The organism is Akkermansia muciniphila, assembly GCF_018709685.1.
GTDB classification, from domain to species: domain Bacteria; phylum Verrucomicrobiota; class Verrucomicrobiia; order Verrucomicrobiales; family Akkermansiaceae; genus Akkermansia; species Akkermansia muciniphila_E.
In genome coordinates this window covers 339956-358516 of sequence record NZ_JABDHQ010000001.1, presented here as the reverse complement: position 1 = coordinate 358516, position 18561 = coordinate 339956, and the positions used below count along the sequence as shown (strand labels likewise).

Genomic DNA, 18561 nt, shown 5'->3' with positions numbered 1-18561 from the left:
GGATAGCTTACATTGAAAGGGTTATAAGGGAAAGGACGGCTATTCCCTGAAACCAGGGCATTTGCCAGTACCCCGTGCACCAGTTTTACCTGCGCATCTTCATGGCTCTGGAAGGTATACTCCTGGTCCATATGGGAGACGGCCACCTTCTTCCTGTAAAGTTCAGCGGGCCTGCTTTTCCGCTTGAGGCTCCACTTCCCTTCCGGGGCCAGCGGAAAAGCGGGGCTGACCAGCGCCAGGCGCTCCCCGTGCCCGGTTCCGGCGTTTCCGGATACCCGTGCAACCACGGCATCCACCACCCGTCCGTGGCTGTTTTCAAAATAAAATGCGGAGGAATCCTCCCGGAACCCCTTCTTTCCGGGCAGATACCGCAGCAACAGGCTCCCTCCCTGTTCCAGCGTTCCATAATCCGCCGGATTAAGCAAATATTCATTGTCTTCCAGAGCCACCGCCACGCCATCGGCCAGGGGAGCGTTTTCTCCCGCCGCCGGCCTTCCACCGGAAAGGGACGCTCCCGCGCACATCCCCGCAACACCGACGAAACAAGTAATAAAAGCAATATTCAACATGATGACGGATAAAAAGGTGCGCGGCGTATACACCTTGCTTTTCTGGCTGTCAAATGGAATGTCTGTTTTTTATCATTCTGCTGGAATACAACACCATACTCATGACGATCTGTCCTTCTCCCCCGTAAACGGGAAAAAAACAGGGTTGCGGAGCGCCTCGTAAAAACAGCCAGCCATGTAAAAAAATCCTTGCCTGAGCCCGGTATTTCCCCGGAAATACAAAACAAAAACGGAAGGAGGCGGTGGCTGCCGCCGCTGGAAAAAAGGCCCGGGATCAGGCCATCATGTCCATGTTCGGGTCCTTCCAGGCCGGGTCATATCCCTTGGCGTAGCTGAACACGTGCTTGTGCATGTATTCAAAGTACTGTTCCTTCTGCATGGGGGTAAGCCGTTCCCAGATGGCCACGTTCAGGGCACGGCACACCTTCTGCATCATTTTCAGGGTAAGCTGGCGGCCCTGACGCGCTTTCTGGACCTGCTTGTGAGTAAGCTGTTCCGGAGAAATCTCCACCAGGTCGTGGTTGGTAAGATGCCAGCGCTTCATCAGTTCATCCAGGGGCTGTTCTCCGTGATTGCGTTCCGTTCCTGTAGCTTCCTCTTCCATACGCCTTTCTTCGTGCCCTATTTCCGGAAAATAGGCAATACATCATTGCCGCATCAGCACTTTTTTTGTATTTCCAGTTGCCCGGCGTGCTGATACATGGTTCAATCCCGCTCTGTTGCAATAAGATGATTAGCGAGAAAGAGGAATTACTGGAATGGCGCAAGCGCGCCACCGCACAGCCCATGGGACGCGTGGTCCTGGACCTGGAGGCAGACAGCCTGCACCGCTACCAGGAAAAGATTTGCCTGATCCAGTACGCGGATGAAACGGGCTCCTGCCTGATTGACCCTCTCTCCATTGAAGACATGGGGCCGTTTTACAACTGGCTGAAGGAAACGGAAGTCTGGATGCACGGGGCGGATTATGACATGAGCCTCTTCCAGAACGCCTGGGAAACGCTGCCCGCCATGATCTGGGATACGCAGACTGCGGCGCGCCTGCTGGGTTTCCGCCAGTTCGGGCTGGCCGCCTTGGTGGAACACTTCCATAACGTCACGCTGAGCAAGTCCTCCCAGAAGGCGGACTGGGCGCGGCGCCCCCTTTCCCCCACCATGGTGACCTATGCCCTGAATGACGTCAATTACATGCTGGACATGGCGGACAAGCTGACGGCGGCCCTGCGGGAAAAAGGGCGCATGGGCTGGTTTGAAGAAATTTGCAGGCACTCCATGGACCGCGCCCGTGAACGCCATCTGGCCGGCCATCAGGACCCCTGGCGCATCCAGGGCTGCGGCAAGCTGAACCGGAAAGGGCTGGCCGCCCTGCGGGAGCTGTGGACCTGGCGTGACTCGGAAGCCAGGGCATGGGACAGGCCCGCGTTCATGGTCTGCTCCAACGCGGACCTCATCCAGTGGAGCCTGGCCCTCCAGGAACAGCGCGCCGTGACGCCTCCTCCCCGCTTCCACGCCCACAGGCGCAGCCGGTTCATGGACGCGCTCCAGAAATTCTACCTGCTGGATGAAGACGACTATCCGTGCCGCCCCCGCATCCAGCGCCGCCAGCATTCCGACCAGTTTGAAGCCAACATGGACAGGCTGTGCAAGCTCAGGGACCGGAAGGCGGAAGAACTGGGCATGGAAGGCTCCTTCCTCATCACCAGGGCCTCCCTGGAAGCCATTGCGGAAGATGAGGAAAAGGGCGTCTCCACCCTGCTGAACTGGCAGAGGGAAGCCCTGGGTCTTTAATCACGGCTCCGTTCTCCCGGGACGCGCCCGGCGCACGTCCTGAACCGGAAATCCCGCAGAGGGAATATTACCGCGGGCGGCTCCATGACTTAAACGGAGTGATTTGCCTCTTTTCTTTCTCCCGTCGCTTCATCTAGGATGCGGGCGCACTCACGCTCCTGTTTAACTGATTCACCTGCCAGCCATGTACCGTCCCCTTACCCTCCTAGTCCTGCTGGGCGCTTTCACCGCCCAGGGCAGACAGGCCGGAACCGAATTGCTCCGCCCGGACCAGCCTGAACCTCCGGCCCACCTGCTGGCGGACATCAATTTGCTGGGCGGGGATTACGGGGATGAAACCGCCCCCATTCCCAACGATTCCCTCACCCAGGCCCTGACCGGCCTCCATTCCAAGGCGCACCGCGCCGGGCTGGAATTCCTGGTGGAAAACGCCTTTTCCTACAATTCCATCCACCACCCGGCTCCGGACAAGCCCGGCACCCAGCTCTGGTACCTGCTGCACGCCCATGCCAATTACCGCCTCATCCAGGCCCCCCGGAACCGGGAGACGTGGCTGAAGCTGGAGCTTTCAGGCTCCACCGCCCTGACCGGGAAGACGTGGAGGGGCGGCAACATGAATGACGCCATCGGCCTGACGGGAGACACGCACACGGACATCTTCGGCGAGAGGATTTTTTTCCTGCCGGAAATCGCGCTCCTGCAAACTTTCAACCGGGGGAAAAGCGCCATCGTGGCGGGCGTGGTGAACCAGACGAACTATTTTGACACCAACAGCTACGCCAACTCCTCCTTCGGCCAGTTCTGCGCCTCCCCCTTCGTCAACAACCAGGTGATCCCCATGGCGGATTCCAACCTGGGCATCATCTTCCAGCACCAGTTCCACGCCCAGTGGTACGCCATGCTGGGCGGCAACTTTACCAGCTGCCCCCAGAACGCCTCCCCGCTGAAGCACACGGACGGCAAGAACTTCAACATCCTGGCGGAACTGGCGTGGGTGCATGATTCCGGCGCCGTGAAGCTCACCCCCTTCATGGCCCGCACCAATGAACTGCCGGACGGGGAGGAGAGAAAGAACCTCAATACCGTGGCCGGAATTGCCCTGAACGTGGAGCAGCAGCTTGGCTCCAGCCCGTGGAAGGCCTTCTGCCGCGCCGGGTGGAGCGATTCCACGCGGGACAACCTCTGCGGCGCCGCCGTGCAGTGGTCCGGCGGCCTCGTATGCAGCCAGCCGCTCCAGCACCTGGGCGTGTGCGGGGAGGGAGAGGCCAACCAGTTCGGCATTGCCCTGGCCGTGACGCGCCCGGACGACGGGAGCATGGCGGAAGGACGCTCCAGAAGCAAAAAGGAAGTGGTGATGGAATGCCATTATAACATTTCCGTGACCCCCTGGTTCCTGGTCCAGCCCTCCCTGCTGTGGATCTCCAACCCGGCGGGCAGGGATGACACCGGAAACGCCAGCGTCTTCCGGCTGCAAACCATCCTGACCTTTTAAAGTCCGCCGGAGCAGGCGGCGGAAGAATCCCCTCCCCTTTATTTTAACGGAAGGTCCCCTTTTCCGGCAGACCCACGGCCATTCCCCCGCCATCATGCCCTCCAGCCGCCATTCATACGCCCTCCTGATCGCGGTCAGCGCCTGTGCGCTGGCCATCTGCTTCACCCTCTGGCGCAGCAGGCAGAAGAAAAATGAAACGGCGCGGGAGTATGCGGCGCTGGTGATGCCGGGGCCGCGCCGGGAGAGCACTCCGGCCCAGCAGAGGAAGCTTCTTGAAATCCTCGGCAGGAACCCGGATGAAGGTTCACCGGAGAAGCCCGGCCCCGGAAGCGCCGGGGCGCTCCGGCAGGAAAAAACGGGGAACCCCCTTCCTCCCGGGGGCCGAGAAAAAATCTTTTCCGGCCCGGCGGAGCGTGCTAGGGTGGAGGCGATGAACCACGCCGATTTAGACCAGTTGCTGATCCTCCAGGAGAAGGACGTGCGGATTTCCAAACTCCGGAAGGAGCTGGCCTCCCTGCCGGAACAGAGAACACGCCTGCTGCGCCAGATGGAGGCCATCAAGCAGAAGGCCGTGGCCGCCAAGCAGGAAGTGGCGGGCATTGAAAAGAGCATACGGGACGTGGAGGCCACCGTTGAAACGAAGCGCGCCTACATCGGCAAGATGAAAACCCTCCAGTCCAACACCCGGAAGAACGAGGAATACCAGATGTGCATTCAGGAGGTGGAAAAGACGGAAGCCGTCATTGACGCCCTGGAGACTTCCGAGCTGGAGCTGATGGAACGCCTGGAAACCGCCAAGGCGGACATGGCGCAGAAAATCCAGCGCGCGCGGGACTCCCAGCGGGAGATGGAGGAGACGCTGGCCCGCTTTGACCGGACGGCGGAGACGGACAGGGAGCTTCTGGACCACTTGAACGCGGAACGCGCGGACCTGGCCGCCGCCGTTCCGGAGGATTCCCTGGGGGAATACGAACGCATGACCAAAAGCAAGGGAGTTCCCGTCATTGTGCCCATGGATGAAAAGGGCCACTGCGGCGGCTGCCACATGGTCATTACGGACAACGCCCGCATGAAGGTGCTGGGCGGCCACGAAACCGTTTACTGCGACAATTGCCACCGCATCCTCCACTGACGGAGTTTCCAGGCACGCCGCCGGGCTTATCATGAAATCCAGATCGGAAGAGTTTGAAGAGTGGGGAACGGAAGTCATCTTCGGCCGGGCCAAGGGGTTCCGCGCCACGATGATGCGCACGCTCCTGCGCGGCGCCTCCTGGCTGTTCAGGCTGGTGGTGCTGGCGCGGCTGTACCTGTTCCATTCCAGCATGGCCAGGCAGGCACGGCTGGGAACGCTGGTGGTCAGCGTGGGGAACATCACCGTGGGGGGCACCGGAAAGACCCCGGTGGTGGAACTGCTGGCCCGCACCCTCACCCAGCGCGGCCGCAAGGTGGCCATCCTGACCCGCGGCTACAAGAGCGCGGACCTGGACGAACCGCAGGAATGGAAGGACGGGCACGGCGCCCGGGTGGAGCAGCTCCCCAAGATCGCCAGCGACGGCAAGACCCGCTACCTGGGCCCCCTGCATTCCGGGGACGAGCCGTTCATGCTCGCCAAGAATCTGGACGGCGTGGCCGTGCTGGTGGACAAGAACCGGATCAAGTCCGGCATCTTCGCCATTGAACACCTGGGGTGCGACACCCTGCTGCTGGACGACGGCATGCAGTACCTGAAACTGGCGCATGAAGTGGACATCGTGCTGGTGGACTGCGGCGCGCCCTTCGGCACCGGGGCCATGCTCCCGCGCGGCACGCTGCGGGAACCCCGGGGCAGCCTGGCGCGCGCCAGCTACATCATCCTGACCAAATGCGGCGGCAAGCCCCAGGATGAACTGATCGCCGCCATCAGGAAGTACAATCCCGTGGCGGACATCATCGTGAGCGACCACGGCCCCAGGTACCTGGAAAACGTATTCACGGGGGAACGCCTGCCCCTGGAGGACCTGAAGGGGAAATGGGTGGCGTGCCTCAGCGGCATCGCCCGTCCGGAAAGCTTTGAGGACTCCCTGCGCTCCCTAGGCGCGAACGTGGAAATCTGCCGTAGGTTCCCGGACCACCACTGGTTTGAACAGTCGGAACTCCAGGAGTTTTACGACCGCTGCGCGGACCGCGCCATGGACATGATCGTGACCACGGAGAAGGACGCCGTGCGGCTGGAAAAACCGGAGGAAGATCCGGAGGTGCCCATTTACTTCCTGCGCATTGAGGTGGAAATCTATGAGGGCCGGGAGGCGTGGGAGCGCTGCGTGGACCGCATCTGCGGAATTTCAGCGCCGCGGCCCCGGGATGAATGGGCGCCTTCCTCATCCTTTTGAAACGGATTCCGTTTCCGTGGGTTCTCCGGAAATTCACCTCTTTTATGCAGGGAAGGCCGCTTGACTTGCCTGGGAAATCATGTGAAACAAGAGGGCAGTATTTTTCCCATGAAGGCATTTACCATCACCTCCATTCTGGCTGCCGCGTGCCTCCTCTCGGCCCATTCTCCGGCTGAAACCGCAGCAGAAAACAAAACCGGGACCGCCGCTGTCCAGCCTGCGGCAGGCATTCCCAGGCAGGACCCCCAGCTGGTCAAAGGGAAGCTCCCCAACGGCCTGACCTACTTCATCCGCCCGAACGCGGAGCCCAAGGGCCGTTTCAGCATCCGCCTGCGCGTCAACACGGGTTCCCTGAATGAATCGGATGACATCCAGGGCGTTTCCCACTTCCTGGAACACATGGTCTTCAACGGCAGCACCCATTTCAAACGCGGGGAAATGATTCCCGCCATGCAGAAGGAGGGCCTGGGCCTGGGCGGGGACGCGAACGCCTACACCGCCTTTGACGAAACCGTGTACATGATGGACGTGCCCAGCATGAAGGAATCCACCGTGAACCTGGCCTTCACCATCATGAGGGACTTTGCGGACGGCGCCCTGCTGGAGGAAAGCGCCATTGACGCGGAACGCGGCATCATCACCAGTGAATACAAGGCGCGGGATTCCGCCGGCTACCGGGTCATGAAGGAGGTCTTTTCCATCATGCTGGACGGCACCAGGATTCCGGACCGCTACCCCATCGGCACGCTGGAAGTAATCCGCACCGCGCCGCGGGAAAAATTTGTCAACTATTACCAGACCCACTACGTTCCCAGCCAGATGCAGCTCGTCATCGCCGGGGACATCACGCCGGAACAGGGGAAGGCCTGGGTGGAAAAATACTTCGGCTCCCTGAAGAAGGACAACTACTCCTTCCAGACGGACCGCGGCGCCCTGAAGGAAGCCAGGGAAACCACCGCCCACTGGATCACCAACAAGGAAGCCACCAGCACGGAAATCAGCATCAACCTTGCCCGGCCCTACGTGAAGAAGGCGGACACGGTGGCCAACCGCAACAAGGACATTCCCCTGAATGTGGCTTACGCCATGATGAACCGCCGCCTGGAAAAGATGGCCAAGAATCCGGACTGCCCCTTCATTGGCGCGGAGGGCGGCCGCATGGACGTGATGGAAGCGGCGCAAGTGGACGCCATCCAGACGCAGGCGGATTACAAGAACTGGAAGCCGGCCCTGGCCTCCATTGAACAGGAATTGCGCCGGGCCATCGAATTCGGCTTCAACAAGGAGGAGCTGGCGGAAGCCCGCAGCAACATCACCGTAGCGGCGGAAAACGCCATCAAGGCGTGGCCTACCGCCAAGTCGGAAGACCTGGCCTCCGCCATCGCCCAGAGCGCGGCTCAGGACAAGGTTTTCACCACGCCGCAGGAAGACTGGGCCATTTCCAGGGAAGTGGTGGAAAACCTGACACCGGAACAGTGCCAGGCCGCCCTGAAGGAAGCCTGGACCGGAGCCTTCCCCCGCGTGATTGTCACCTCCAACAAGGAAAACGCCCAGGGAAGCGCGGAAATCATGCAGGCGTACAAGGAGGCACAGGCTTCCAAGGTGGAACCCTACCAGGCGTCCGCCCAAAAGGACTTCTCCTACAAGTTCGGGGAACCCGGCAAGGTGACGGCCCGCACGGAAGCCGCGGACCTGGGAGTGACCCAGCTCACCCTTTCCAACGGCGTGCGCGTCAACCTGAAGCCCACGGAATTTGACAAGGATTCCATCAACATCACCTTTGCCGTGGACGGCGGGGAACTGACCAGGCCGGAAAAGGCCTCCGGGCTGGAACTCTTTGCGGGCGCCGTGATGAACGGCGGCGGCCTGAAGGACCACTCCAACGATGAACTGGCCGCCATCATGGCGGGCAAGAAGGTGGGCGTGGGCTTCTCCATGACAGACCGCGCCTTCCTGCTCTCCGGAAACACCAGCAGGGAAGACCTGGAAACACAGCTCCAGCTTCAGACGGCCTACCTGATGTATCCCGGCTACCGCCAGGACGGCGTCACCCTGCTCCGCCGCGCCATCCCCATGATTTACAACAAGCTGAACCATGAGGTGCAGGGAGCCATGAAGAAGCAGGTGCCGGCCATCCTGTACAAGGACAACCCCCGCTTCACCTTCCCCACGCAGGAACAGCTGAGCTCCTACCAGGTCAAGGACGTGCAGGACTGGGTGGACGCCCCCCTGAAAAACAACTACATGGAAGTGACCGTCACGGGCGACTTCAAGACGGAGGACATCATTCCCCTGCTGGAACGCACCGTGGGCGCCGTGCCCAGGCGTGCGGAAGCCCCCGCGAAGCTGGACGAAAAGCTGCGCCACCCGGCCATGGCGGACTTCAACTTCTCCAAGGACCTGACCTATGATTCCTCCATTGACAAGACGCTGGTCTGCCTCTTCTGGAAAACGCCCGGCGGGGAAGACAAGAAGCTGGCCCGCAGGCTGAACATGCTCAAGGCCGTGTTCTATGACCGCGTATTCAAGGGGCTGCGTGAGGACATGGGGGAAACCTACTCCCCCTCCACCGGACTCAACATCAGTGAAACCTACCCGGACGACGGCTACATCATCACCCTCAGCTCCGGCGTGATGCGCAACAAGGAAGCCGTGCGGAATGCGATCGCCAAAATTGCGGACGACCTCGGCAAGGGGAACGTCACCCAGGAAGAACTGGACCGCGCCCGCAACCCCATTCTCAATTCCATGGACCGCGCCCAGCGCGACAACGGATACTGGACCTCCCTGCTGAAAGACTCCCAGGCCAGGCCGGAACGGCTGGACCAGCAGAGGGAAAGCATTCCGGACGTGAAAGCCATCACCGTGGAAGAGGTCAACAAGCTTGCCAAAGACATCTTCGGCAAGGGAGAGCATCTCAACCTGAACATTCTGCCGGACCATCCGGCCGCGGAAGCCCCGCCTGCTGAAAAGCAGGCGGACAAGCCCGCCGCCGCCCAGGCCGCCGTCTCCACGGCGGCTTTTTGCATTCACGCCACCGCCGTGAAGACCGTAAAAAAAGACTCCGGCAAGAATGACTACGCCATCATCATCTCCGAGGAAACCGCCGCCATGCCAGAATGGAAGGCCGTGGCGGACAAGCTGGCGGAGAAGCACGGCGGCGCCATCGTCACCGTGAAGGACTCCATGTTCGCCAAGCTGGACACGCTCAAGAAGATGGCACCGCGCTTCATGGCCGTGGTCGCGCGGCCGGAGGAGATAGACCGCGTTCTGGTCAATGACCTGCACCGCCTGAGCCGCCGCCTGGATGACGATCCCTACGGAGACTGCATCTGGGGCATCATCACGGGCTACACCCCGCAGGACGCCATGAGGATAGCCGCTGAAACGCAGCCGCTCGTCATCACGCGCTCCATGGGCACCACCAACGTGGACGCCTCCCGCTTCAGCGACAGCATGAGCATTACGGACTGGCAGCCCTTCCAGTACCTGGAACAGCACGGTTCCGCAGAAAAGATGACTCCGGCCTTTTACACCAAGGGCCTGAAGGAGCAGGACAAGGGGGACGATACCACGCTGGGCGTAACGCCCAAGCTGGCGGACTACTGGAAGCAGTACGCTCCCCAGCTCTTCGTCACGGCCTCCCACGCCACCCAGTTCAACCTGGAAATGCCCTTCGGCAAAGGGCTTATCGTCTCCGGCAACAACCGGTTCCACGTGCTGGACAAAAAGCAGTTCAAGGAATTCACCACCTTCCTGCGCGGCGTGATCTTCAACGGGAAGGAAGACGACCTGCTCTCCTTCCTGGAGAGAATCAAGGCTCCGGTGATTGAAATCAAGCCGGTCCCGGCCGTCTGGGTGGCGGCGGGGAACTGCCTGATAGGAGACACTAAAAAAACGAAAAACTCCATGGCCGTCACGGCCCTGAGCCACTACGGCTTCAACCAGCTGGTGGGCTATACCGTCCCCTCCTGGTACGGCAAGGGCGGCTGGGGGACGCTGGGCCTCCTGTTCAGCAACCATGACGCCTCCAGCCTGGCGGAAGCCTGGTACCTGAACAACCAGTTCATTCTGGACGAAACCATGACCCGCTTCCCCAAGCTCATGAACGTCAACTTTAACGCGCCGGACATCAACGGCATCAAGGATGACCCGGACTTTGCCAGGAGCATGAACTCCGCCGGCTACGGCATGGGCAAAGACCAGATGGGCCTGATCCATGACCGGGATACCGTGGCCTTTTACGGAGACCCTGCGTGGACGGCGCGGCTGGATGAATCCCGCACGCCATCCCCGTGGCACATTGAGTGGAATGACCCGGCGGACGCCGCCAAGGGCTTCACCGTCACGGCCAACAAGGACGCCAAGGGGCGCCTGGGCGTCTGGTTCCCCAACCGGATCAGCGCAAAGAAAGCCACCGTCACCATTGGAGAAACCGCCACCCCCGTGGAGAAAGCGGGCCTGCTGACCAATGACTTCCTGCTGCTCCGGGAGCTGGACCTCAAGAAAGGGGAAAAGGCCGTCGTGGAAATGAAATAGGCCTGAGGCGGAAAACGGCGGAGGGGGTTATTTTGCCGCCTGCCGCCGGATTATCCGCGCCTCCGTTCCTTTTTCCATAGACAAGCGGCCTCCAAACATGGATACTCCCCGTAATCAATCTACCCTATGACTGATTACTCCATCTTCTTTATCATCGCCCTTGCCGCGACTGGCGTGGGGGCGCTTCTCTTCCTGCTCTCCCTCTTCGGCCTGGGGGAACATGACCTGGACTTTGACGCGGACGCCGGGGGCGCGGACGTGGGCCTGCTGTCCATCAAATCCGGCATCGGCTTCTTCATGGGCTTCGGCTGGGGCGGCGTGCTGGCCCAGGGCCTGGGGTGGGGAATGGGCGCCTCCATCGCGGCGGCCTTCTTCACGGGCTTGCTGATGTTCCTGATCATCGGCATCTCCATGCGCTTCATCATGAGCCTTAAATCAGACGGCACCCTGAACTATGAAACCCTGAAGGGCATGCACGGCACCGTTTACATCAGCATTCCCGGCAGGCTGGAGCGCGGCGGCCAGGTCACGATCGCCCATCCCAGCCAGCTCCTGTACCTCCCCGCCATTCAGGAAGGGGAGGAATCCCTGCCCGCAGGAACCCCGGTGGAAGTAGTCTCCGTCACGGCAGGCGTCGTCACCGTCAAACCTCTTCATTAACCAACAAACCCAACCATACACCCCATCCAACACCATGGACAAAATCATCCCTATCGCCATTCTGGTTCTCTTCATCATCCTGACCGCCTCCTGGCTGTTCAGCCGCTACCGGATGTGCCCGCCGGACAAAATCCTCATCGTCTTCGGCAAGGTGGGCACCGGGCAGCCCGCCAAATGCTACCACGGCGGCTCCACCTTCGTGCTGCCCGTCCTCCAGTCCTACAGCTACCTGGACCTGAACCCCATCAACATTGACGTGCCCCTCCAGGGCGCCCTCTCCTCCCAGAACATCCGCGTGGACGTTCCCTCCTCCTTCATCGTGGGCATCTCCACCCTGCCGGAAATCATGCAGAACGCCGCCGCGCGCCTGCTGGGCCGCTCCAGGGAGGAAATCCGCAACCTGGCGGCGGAAATCATCATGGGCCAGATGCGCGTGGTGATCGCCTCCATGACCATTGAGGAAATCAACTCCGACCGCGAAAAACTCATCAAGGGCATCACGGAAGGCGTGGACGTGGAACTGCACAAGGTGGGCCTCCACCTCATCAACGCCAACATCACGGACATTCAGGACGCCTCCGGCTACATCAGCGCCCTGGGCAAGGAAGCCGCCGCGCGCGCCATCAATGACGCCACCATCAAGGTGGCGGAAGAAACGCGCCGCGGGGAAATCGGCAAGGCGGAAGCGGAAAAGGACCAGACCGTCCAGGTGGCGAACGCCCGCGCCATTGCCATTGAAGGCCAGAACGAAGCCCAGATCAAGATTGCGGAATCCGCCGCCAAGCTGCAAGTGAAGCAGGCGGAAGCCAAGAAGCTGGCGGAAGTGGCCCAGAAGGTGCAGGAAGCCAAGACCCTGGAAGAAGCCTACGAGGCGGAAAAGGAAGCGGAAATCAAACGCGCCGAACGTGAACGCGCCACGCAGGAAGCCAACATCCTGGTGACGGCCCGCATTGAAAAGAGCCAGCGCGAAGTGCAGGCCCAGGCCACAGCGGAAGTGCTCAAGCTGGAACAGGAAGGCAAGGCCCAGGCCCTGCTCATCCAGCGCAGGGCGGAAGCTGAAGCCATCCGCCAGCTGGCGGAAGGCGAGGCCCAGGCCACCCTGCTGAAGAAAAAGGCGGAAGGGGAAGGCATGGAAATGGTGGGCCGCGGTGAAGCAGCCGCCATTGAAGCCGTGCTGGAAGGCAAGGCGCGCGGCTTCCAGCAGATCGTGCAGGCGGCGGGCTCTTCCGAGGCCGCTTCCAACCTGCTGGTGACGGAACAGATCACCAAGATCGTGGAACTCCAGTCCGGCGCCATCAAGGGCCTGAAATTTGACAAGGTCATCGTCATGGGCAACGGAGGGGACTCCTCCGTGGGCGGATTCGTCCAGAACCTGGTGAAGGATACGCTACCGCTCCATGAACTGGGCAAGAGCGTAGGGCTGGAACTGCCCGGCTTCCTGGGCAAATCCACGGAAGAGAAAAAAGCGCCCGCTCCCTCTGCCACGGCTCCCGCGGGGGCGCCCCAGGCGGCCACGGCTGCAACCACCGTCAAACTAAGCTGATCCGCAGATGAATATGGAAGCCGTCATGGGCGTTTTGCTCGGCATCGGGCTGGGTGCGGCCTGCGGCTTCCGCATCTTTGTGCCCCTGCTGGTAGCCTCCATTGCCATCCGGGGAGGCTTCCTTACGGTAACGCCGGAATTCGCATGGCTGGGCGGCACCGCCGCCCTGGTCACCCTCTCCGTAGCCACCCTGCTGGAAATAGCGGCGTACTACATCCCGGTCATTGACCACACGCTGGACGTGCTGGGGGCGCCCGCCGCCATCATCGCGGGGACGATCCTGGCCGCCGGCTTCATCGGCCACATGGACCCCATGCTCAAATGGGGCCTGGCCGCCATTGCCGGGGGCGGAGCGGCGGGCATCATCCACGGAGGCATGGCCGCCATCCGGGGAGCGGCCTCCGCCGCTACGGGCGGCATGGGCAACTCCGTCGTCACCACGGCGGAAACGGCTTCCGCCTCCATCGTAGCCGTGCTGGCGTGCGTGCTCCCCGTACTGGGGGTGGTGCTGGCAGGCGCGGCCGTTTACTTTCTGGTCCGCATGGGGCTGAAGCTGAAAAGGAAGCTGGCGCGTTCCGGAAACGGTCCGGCAGGGAAAAGCGAAGCTTGAAGTGCGCCGCGGCCCGCAAAGGCTTGCGGCTCTTCTTTTTGGCAAAGGGTTGAATTGCTCTGCGGCAGAACGGTCATCACAGCGGAATTTATTCCGGGGGTGAAACGAAGGAGTTCCCGACAAGGGCCGGGAGGCCCTTGTTCCCGGCAGCGCGGCCAGCAAGAGACACGGAGGAAAGGACGTATCACCGCGGTTTAAACGAATGCCGCCCACCCGGGAATGGAGGGTTGGCGCGCTCACCTTTCAGACCCGCTTACCCTCCGGATTCCAGGCTTGGCTTTCCGTCCAACCGAATAATCCGGTTTCCCGGCCTTCACCGCTGAATTACCACCGGAACGCAGCGGAGGCATTATTACCAATCCCCCAGCTCTGCATCATTCCTTCCTGCCCCTTTTCCAATCTTCTACTACCGCAGAAACAGACCTCCCGGAAAACGCCCGCCTCATTGACAAGGAACCGGAAGCAGGGTAGGATGCGGCTTTCAACCTCTCCTTACCATGAATATCAAACTCGCCCTTTTGACGCTCGCCGCCCTCGGCCTTGCCTCCTGCAACACCATCAGCGGAATCGGAAAAGACGTGGAGGCCATGGGCAGCAAGATTGACAGCGCCTCCCAGGCCACCAGCCAATCCATGCAATAAGGGGGGAAGGAAGCACCCGGACACCGGCCCGGCCCCTCCTTTTCATGGCCGTCGGTTTCTCCCATGGAGCGCCGCAAGTCCTTGCGGCATCCGGAGGATAACCTGAGCGGCTGTAAACACTTTCCTCTGAAAGTCAGTGTCTCCTGACGGGACGCGTTTATTCCAATGAACGCAAAGGCTTGCGGCTCTCCGGATTCCGGCTGCACAGTTCCGCAAGGATTCCGTCAGAAAAACGGTCTCCCATGGTGAAACGGGGCAGGCAGCATAAGTTCCTTGATATAAAAATCAGCCCTTGACCCCGGATTTGTAATTCAGCATACTCCGCCGCCCTTGGAAATTTCCTTTTCAAGCCTACCTTACATCGCATTCATATGAAAAAAACTCTCATCCTGTTTTCCTTTCTGCTGGTCTTTTCCTGCATGACGGTCCAGGCCGCTATTTATACGTGGGCACCCATTGACGGTTCTACCGATTGGAACCAGGCGTCCAACTGGCAGACAGAAAGCGGCACCAGTGACCATGTTCCGCTGGTTAATCCCAACTGGGGCACGATCAACGTATCCGGCAACCACACCGTGGTATGCGGTCCCGGCACTACCGTGGAAGGGTGGACCTCCACCATCAACGTTTCCAACGGAGCCAGCGTTTCCCTTCAGAATTTCACCAAATTCCAGCGTACGACCGTCTCCGTGGGAGAAGGCTCCACGCTGACCGTGGGCAAAACGAGCGGTACCATCGTAGCCAACTGTGACCAGAACATGAACTGGACGGTATACGGCACGCTGAACATCACCGCCGCACTTACCTGGAACGCCAATAACAACAATTTATCCGTGGACCTGGGCGCAACCGGCACGCTGAATCTTACGAACCAGACTGATCTGGGACGTTTTACCTTCTCCGCCTCCCTGGGGGACCTGATTACGGAAGGGACCACGTTCCAGCTCGTGACGCGCGAACTTGTCAACGGCGTGGGAAGCGCCGCCACCAGCAACACGACAATCACGGGCGGAACCCAGAGCGACGACATCACCGCCGAGGACCTGACCGCTGAAAACGTGGGCAAGTACCAGGTGTTTACGAAGGACGGCAAGATTTACGTCTCCTACATCAATGGCGTGCCGGAACCGGCCACCGTTTCCCTGAGCCTGCTGGGCCTGGCGGCCCTGATGCTGCGCCGCCGCCGTTAAAAACGGAAGGTTCAACTTCTTTTCAAAAGGCATGCCGGACACGCGGCATGTCTTTTTTAATGCTCCCGTCCCGCATCGGAAAAGGGGAAAAGCCCCATTCCCCGCGGGGGTGGGAGCGTTCCCCGGAATCGGAAAACCGGGGAAGGGAAAGAAAGGGACATGCCCATCAAGGAAAACCGCTTCACCCGGGTGGATGAAGCGGTTTTCGTCCATGGTCACACACACAGTCTTTTTACATGGACCGGCTGGTGGAACGGGCGGCAGAATTAATGTCGCTGCCGACGGCTTCCACGTCCTTGCCCACTCCGCCAATCGTATGGCAGGAAACACACCCGAGAAGGGTGGCGATACTCAGAATAATCAATTTGGTTTTCATCGTTTTATTGGAAGAGTTCCGAATAATCAGACTCCATTCCTCCAGCCCCCGTTCAAAGAACCCATGATCATGCCACACTGCCCCCTGTCATTCTCCGGTCTTGCCATGAGTACCCGCAACACTTAAAAAACATGCGTCAACGGGAGGAAACCTCCGGCGGATATTCCGCCGCCGCTCCCGGAACCATTACTATTTACTACCAAGATGATCAAAGTAGCCATCGTAGGATACGGCAACATCGGGAAATACGCCGTGGACGCCTTGCGCGCCGCGCCCGATATGGAACTGGCGGGCATCGTGCGCCGCCCCGGCAGCGAACCCGTGCACGGCATCAAGACCGTAAGCAGCATGGAGGAACTGGGCCACGTGAATGTGGCCCTGCTCTGCACCCCCACCCGCAGCGTGGAGGAAACGGCCCTGCCCCTGCTTGCCCGCGGCATCAACACGGTGGACAGCTTTGACATTCACGGGGACATCGTGAACCTGCGCCGCTCCCTGGGAGCCCAGGCCATCAAGCATGACGCCGTCTCCATCATCTCCGCGGGCTGGGACCCCGGCACGGACTCCGTCATCCGCACCATGATGCTGGCCATGGCCCCCAAGGGGATCACGTACACCAACTTCGGCCCCGGCATGAGCATGGGCCACAGCGTGGTGGCCCGCTCCAAGGAAGGCGTGGCGGACGCCCTTTCCCTCACCATCCCCACCGGGTCCGGCGTACACCGCCGCATGGTTTACGTGGTGCTGAAGGAAGGCGCCAAGTTCTCCGACGTGGAGTTTGCCATCAAGTCCGATTCCTATTTCAGCCATGACGATACCCGCGTGCAGCAGGTGCCGGACATCGACGCGCTGAAGGACATGGGCCACGGCGTGCTGATGGAGCGCAAGGGCGTTTCCGGCGCCACGCAGAACCAGCTGTTCACGTTTGAGATGCGCATCAACAACCCAGCCCTCACGGCCCAGGTGATGGTGGCTTCCGCACGCGCCAGCATGAAACTGGCCGCCGGCTGCTACACCCTGCCGGAAATCGCCCCCATGGACTTCCTGCCGGGCGACCGCGAAGAGCTGATTGCCCAACTGGTATAATTCCTTCCGCGTCTTTTCCGGACGCGCGGCAGCAGGCCCTGCCCCAGCCGCCGCGTTCCTTAATTTCTCCATCCTCCGGCCTGTGCCGGAGGATTTTTTATTGTTCATCAACCACCAGCCTGCCATCCACGGCATTCATCCGGGCCGGAGTGTGGGTCCGTTCCGTCCAGTCCCATGCGCGGGCCATGTCCGTCCAGAAAGCAGCATGGGGGGAATTCTTCTCCTTCAGCAAACGCGCCGGAGTGGGCACAAAGGGGTAAATCTGCACGGGAACGCTTTTCTGCCCGTGAACCAGGGCCTGTTCCACCATGGTGTAGATTTCCTCAATCCCCGGATCGGTCATCGCCAGGCAGCCGATGGAAACATCCCTGCCATGCACCATGATAAAACTTCCCGTCCGGTTCAGGGACCGGTCATAGGCATTCGGATAACCGATGTTGAAGGCCAGATGGTAGTTGCTGCGCGGGTTCAGCCCGGAGGGCTCCACTTCATAAAAGCCTTCCGGCGTCTGCTTGTCCCCTTCCTTTTCCTTGGGTCCCAGTTCTCCGGACCATGCGGCAATGGGGTAGCGCTTGGCAAGCACATAGCGTTCCGCATTGCCCGGCTTCACCCACAGTTCCAGCATGGAATCCTCCTTGACGGCCCGTAAAAAGACGGGGTCACCCACCTTGGCGCCGCACAGGCCCAGGAAGGAATTCAGCACGGGCGTCACCCGTTCCCGGGCAGCGTCCGCCCGGTTGGCGGAATCATCGGCACACGCCATTTTAAGAGTCACAACTACGGAGGCCAGCAGAACCAGCCCCAGCGCTGCCAGCAACACGCTTTTCTTCATAAATCATGTATAATGGCGGCATCCGTTTTGACAAGGAGAAAACCGCTTTCCTTGTCCGGCGGTGGAGGGAAGCCCGCGCAGGAGAATGGCGCGGCAGCAGAAATTGCACCTGTGCTGGAAACGCAGGCGCCGGGGAGGTATCATCCGTCCGTAAAACCGCAGCAGGCGCAGAGCTGCACTGAACCATCATGGAAATAGACCATCTTCTCCCCATCACCACACGGTGGCAATTAAGAACGTGGCTGGAAGAGAACCACCGTTCCTCCCCCTGCTGCTGGGTTCCCACCACGCGGAAGCCTTCCCCCCATGCCATCCTTTACCTGGACGCCGTGGAGGAAGCCCTGTGCTTCGGCTGGATTGACAGCACCCGCAAAAAAACGGCTTCCGGCATCCTGGCCCAGCGCCTCACCCCGCGCTCCAGGGGGAGCAAGTGGTCGGAACTGAACAAGGAACGCGTGCGCCGCCTGGACAGGCTGGGACTGATGACGCCCCACGGGAGGCAATGCCTGCCGGAGATGGACCCGGAAGCTTTCCGGATTGATCCCGGCATTCTGGAAGCCCTTCAACGGGAGCCGCAGACCTACGCCAACTTTCTGGCCTTTCCCCGCCTGTACCGTCATGTGCGCCTCGACACCATCCAAATCAAGAAAAACCAGCCGGAGCTGTTCAACAGCCGCCTGGAGAAATTCATCAAGAATACCCGGGAGAACAGGATGTACGGAGAATGGCATGACGGAGGCCGGCTTCTGGAAGAATGATCAATGGCCCTTTCGCTTCCCTGCATCACGCAGCAGGGCCGTTCCGGTTCTTGTACGGAACGGCCCTGAAGGGATGGAAAGCGGTGCCTCTCCGCTCCACTCTCAAAC

16 protein-coding genes are annotated in these 18561 nt (G+C 60.7%); 12 read left to right on the top strand and 4 right to left on the bottom strand.

What is annotated here, in order from left to right; translation table 11 throughout:
• A partial coding sequence (locus tag HHJ06_RS01440) for a hypothetical protein (protein ID WP_215427026.1) occupies window positions 1-569 on the bottom strand: 569 nt, incomplete at its 3' end.
• Window positions 570-843: 274 nt separating this feature from the next.
• Window positions 844-1173 carry a hypothetical protein gene (locus tag HHJ06_RS01435; protein ID WP_102712401.1) on the bottom strand — a complete coding sequence of 110 codons (330 nt, stop codon included), beginning with the start codon at window positions 1171-1173 and terminating at the stop codon, window positions 844-846.
• 125 nt (window positions 1174-1298) lie between these two features.
• Between HHJ06_RS01435 and HHJ06_RS01430 the strand changes: the two genes are divergently transcribed.
• From HHJ06_RS01430 to HHJ06_RS01385, 10 genes are all read left to right on the top strand, one after another.
• Entirely contained in the window at window positions 1299-2357 is a 1059-nt protein-coding gene (locus tag HHJ06_RS01430) for a ribonuclease D (RefSeq protein ID WP_215427025.1), read from the top strand.
• A gap of 184 nt (window positions 2358-2541) precedes the next feature.
• Entirely contained in the window at window positions 2542-3849 is a 1308-nt protein-coding gene (locus HHJ06_RS01425) for a carbohydrate porin (RefSeq protein WP_215427024.1), read from the top strand.
• Window positions 3850-3943: 94 nt separating this feature from the next.
• Window positions 3944-4981, top strand: a complete 1038-nt coding sequence (locus HHJ06_RS01420) for a zinc ribbon domain-containing protein (RefSeq protein ID WP_215427023.1) — start codon at window positions 3944-3946, stop codon at window positions 4979-4981.
• Between the two features lie 31 nt (window positions 4982-5012).
• Complete coding sequence (gene lpxK, locus HHJ06_RS01415) at window positions 5013-6218, top strand: tetraacyldisaccharide 4'-kinase (RefSeq protein ID WP_215427022.1); 1206 nt, start codon at window positions 5013-5015, stop codon at window positions 6216-6218.
• Window positions 6219-6326: 108 nt separating this feature from the next.
• Window positions 6327-10757 carry a M16 family metallopeptidase gene (locus tag HHJ06_RS01410; protein ID WP_215427021.1) on the top strand — a complete coding sequence of 1477 codons (4431 nt, stop codon included), beginning with the start codon at window positions 6327-6329 and terminating at the stop codon, window positions 10755-10757.
• A 126-nt stretch (window positions 10758-10883) separates the two neighbouring features.
• Complete coding sequence (locus HHJ06_RS01405) at window positions 10884-11417, top strand: hypothetical protein (protein ID WP_215427020.1); 534 nt, start codon at window positions 10884-10886, stop codon at window positions 11415-11417.
• Window positions 11418-11451: 34 nt separating this feature from the next.
• On the top strand, window positions 11452-12960 hold the full coding sequence (locus HHJ06_RS01400; RefSeq protein WP_215427019.1) for a flotillin family protein: 1509 nt from the start codon (window positions 11452-11454) through the stop codon (window positions 12958-12960).
• A 7-nt stretch (window positions 12961-12967) separates the two neighbouring features.
• Window positions 12968-13570 carry a DUF4126 domain-containing protein gene (locus HHJ06_RS01395; RefSeq protein ID WP_215427018.1) on the top strand — a complete coding sequence of 201 codons (603 nt, stop codon included), beginning with the start codon at window positions 12968-12970 and terminating at the stop codon, window positions 13568-13570.
• A gap of 497 nt (window positions 13571-14067) precedes the next feature.
• Window positions 14068-14211, top strand: a complete 144-nt coding sequence (locus tag HHJ06_RS01390) for an entericidin (protein WP_215427017.1) — start codon at window positions 14068-14070, stop codon at window positions 14209-14211.
• A 371-nt stretch (window positions 14212-14582) separates the two neighbouring features.
• On the top strand, window positions 14583-15401 hold the full coding sequence (locus HHJ06_RS01385; RefSeq protein WP_215427016.1) for a PEP-CTERM sorting domain-containing protein: 819 nt from the start codon (window positions 14583-14585) through the stop codon (window positions 15399-15401).
• Between the two features lie 232 nt (window positions 15402-15633).
• On the opposite strand, the gene HHJ06_RS01380 is transcribed toward HHJ06_RS01385, so the two are convergent.
• On the bottom strand, window positions 15634-15777 hold the full coding sequence (locus HHJ06_RS01380) for an entericidin (protein WP_102712425.1): 144 nt from the start codon (window positions 15775-15777) through the stop codon (window positions 15634-15636).
• Window positions 15778-15981: 204 nt separating this feature from the next.
• Here HHJ06_RS01380 and HHJ06_RS01375 point away from each other — a divergent pair, with 204 nt between their 5' ends.
• Window positions 15982-16863 carry a diaminopimelate dehydrogenase gene (locus HHJ06_RS01375; RefSeq protein ID WP_215427015.1) on the top strand — a complete coding sequence of 294 codons (882 nt, stop codon included), beginning with the start codon at window positions 15982-15984 and terminating at the stop codon, window positions 16861-16863.
• 97 nt (window positions 16864-16960) lie between these two features.
• On the opposite strand, the gene HHJ06_RS01370 is transcribed toward HHJ06_RS01375, so the two are convergent.
• A complete protein-coding gene (locus HHJ06_RS01370) occupies window positions 16961-17695 on the bottom strand; it encodes a L,D-transpeptidase family protein (protein ID WP_251841353.1) in 735 nt (244 codons plus the stop codon).
• A 188-nt stretch (window positions 17696-17883) separates the two neighbouring features.
• Between HHJ06_RS01370 and HHJ06_RS01365 the strand changes: the two genes are divergently transcribed.
• A complete protein-coding gene (locus HHJ06_RS01365; RefSeq protein ID WP_215427014.1) occupies window positions 17884-18453 on the top strand; it encodes a YdeI/OmpD-associated family protein in 570 nt (189 codons plus the stop codon).
• Window positions 18454-18561: the final 108 nt, after the last annotated feature.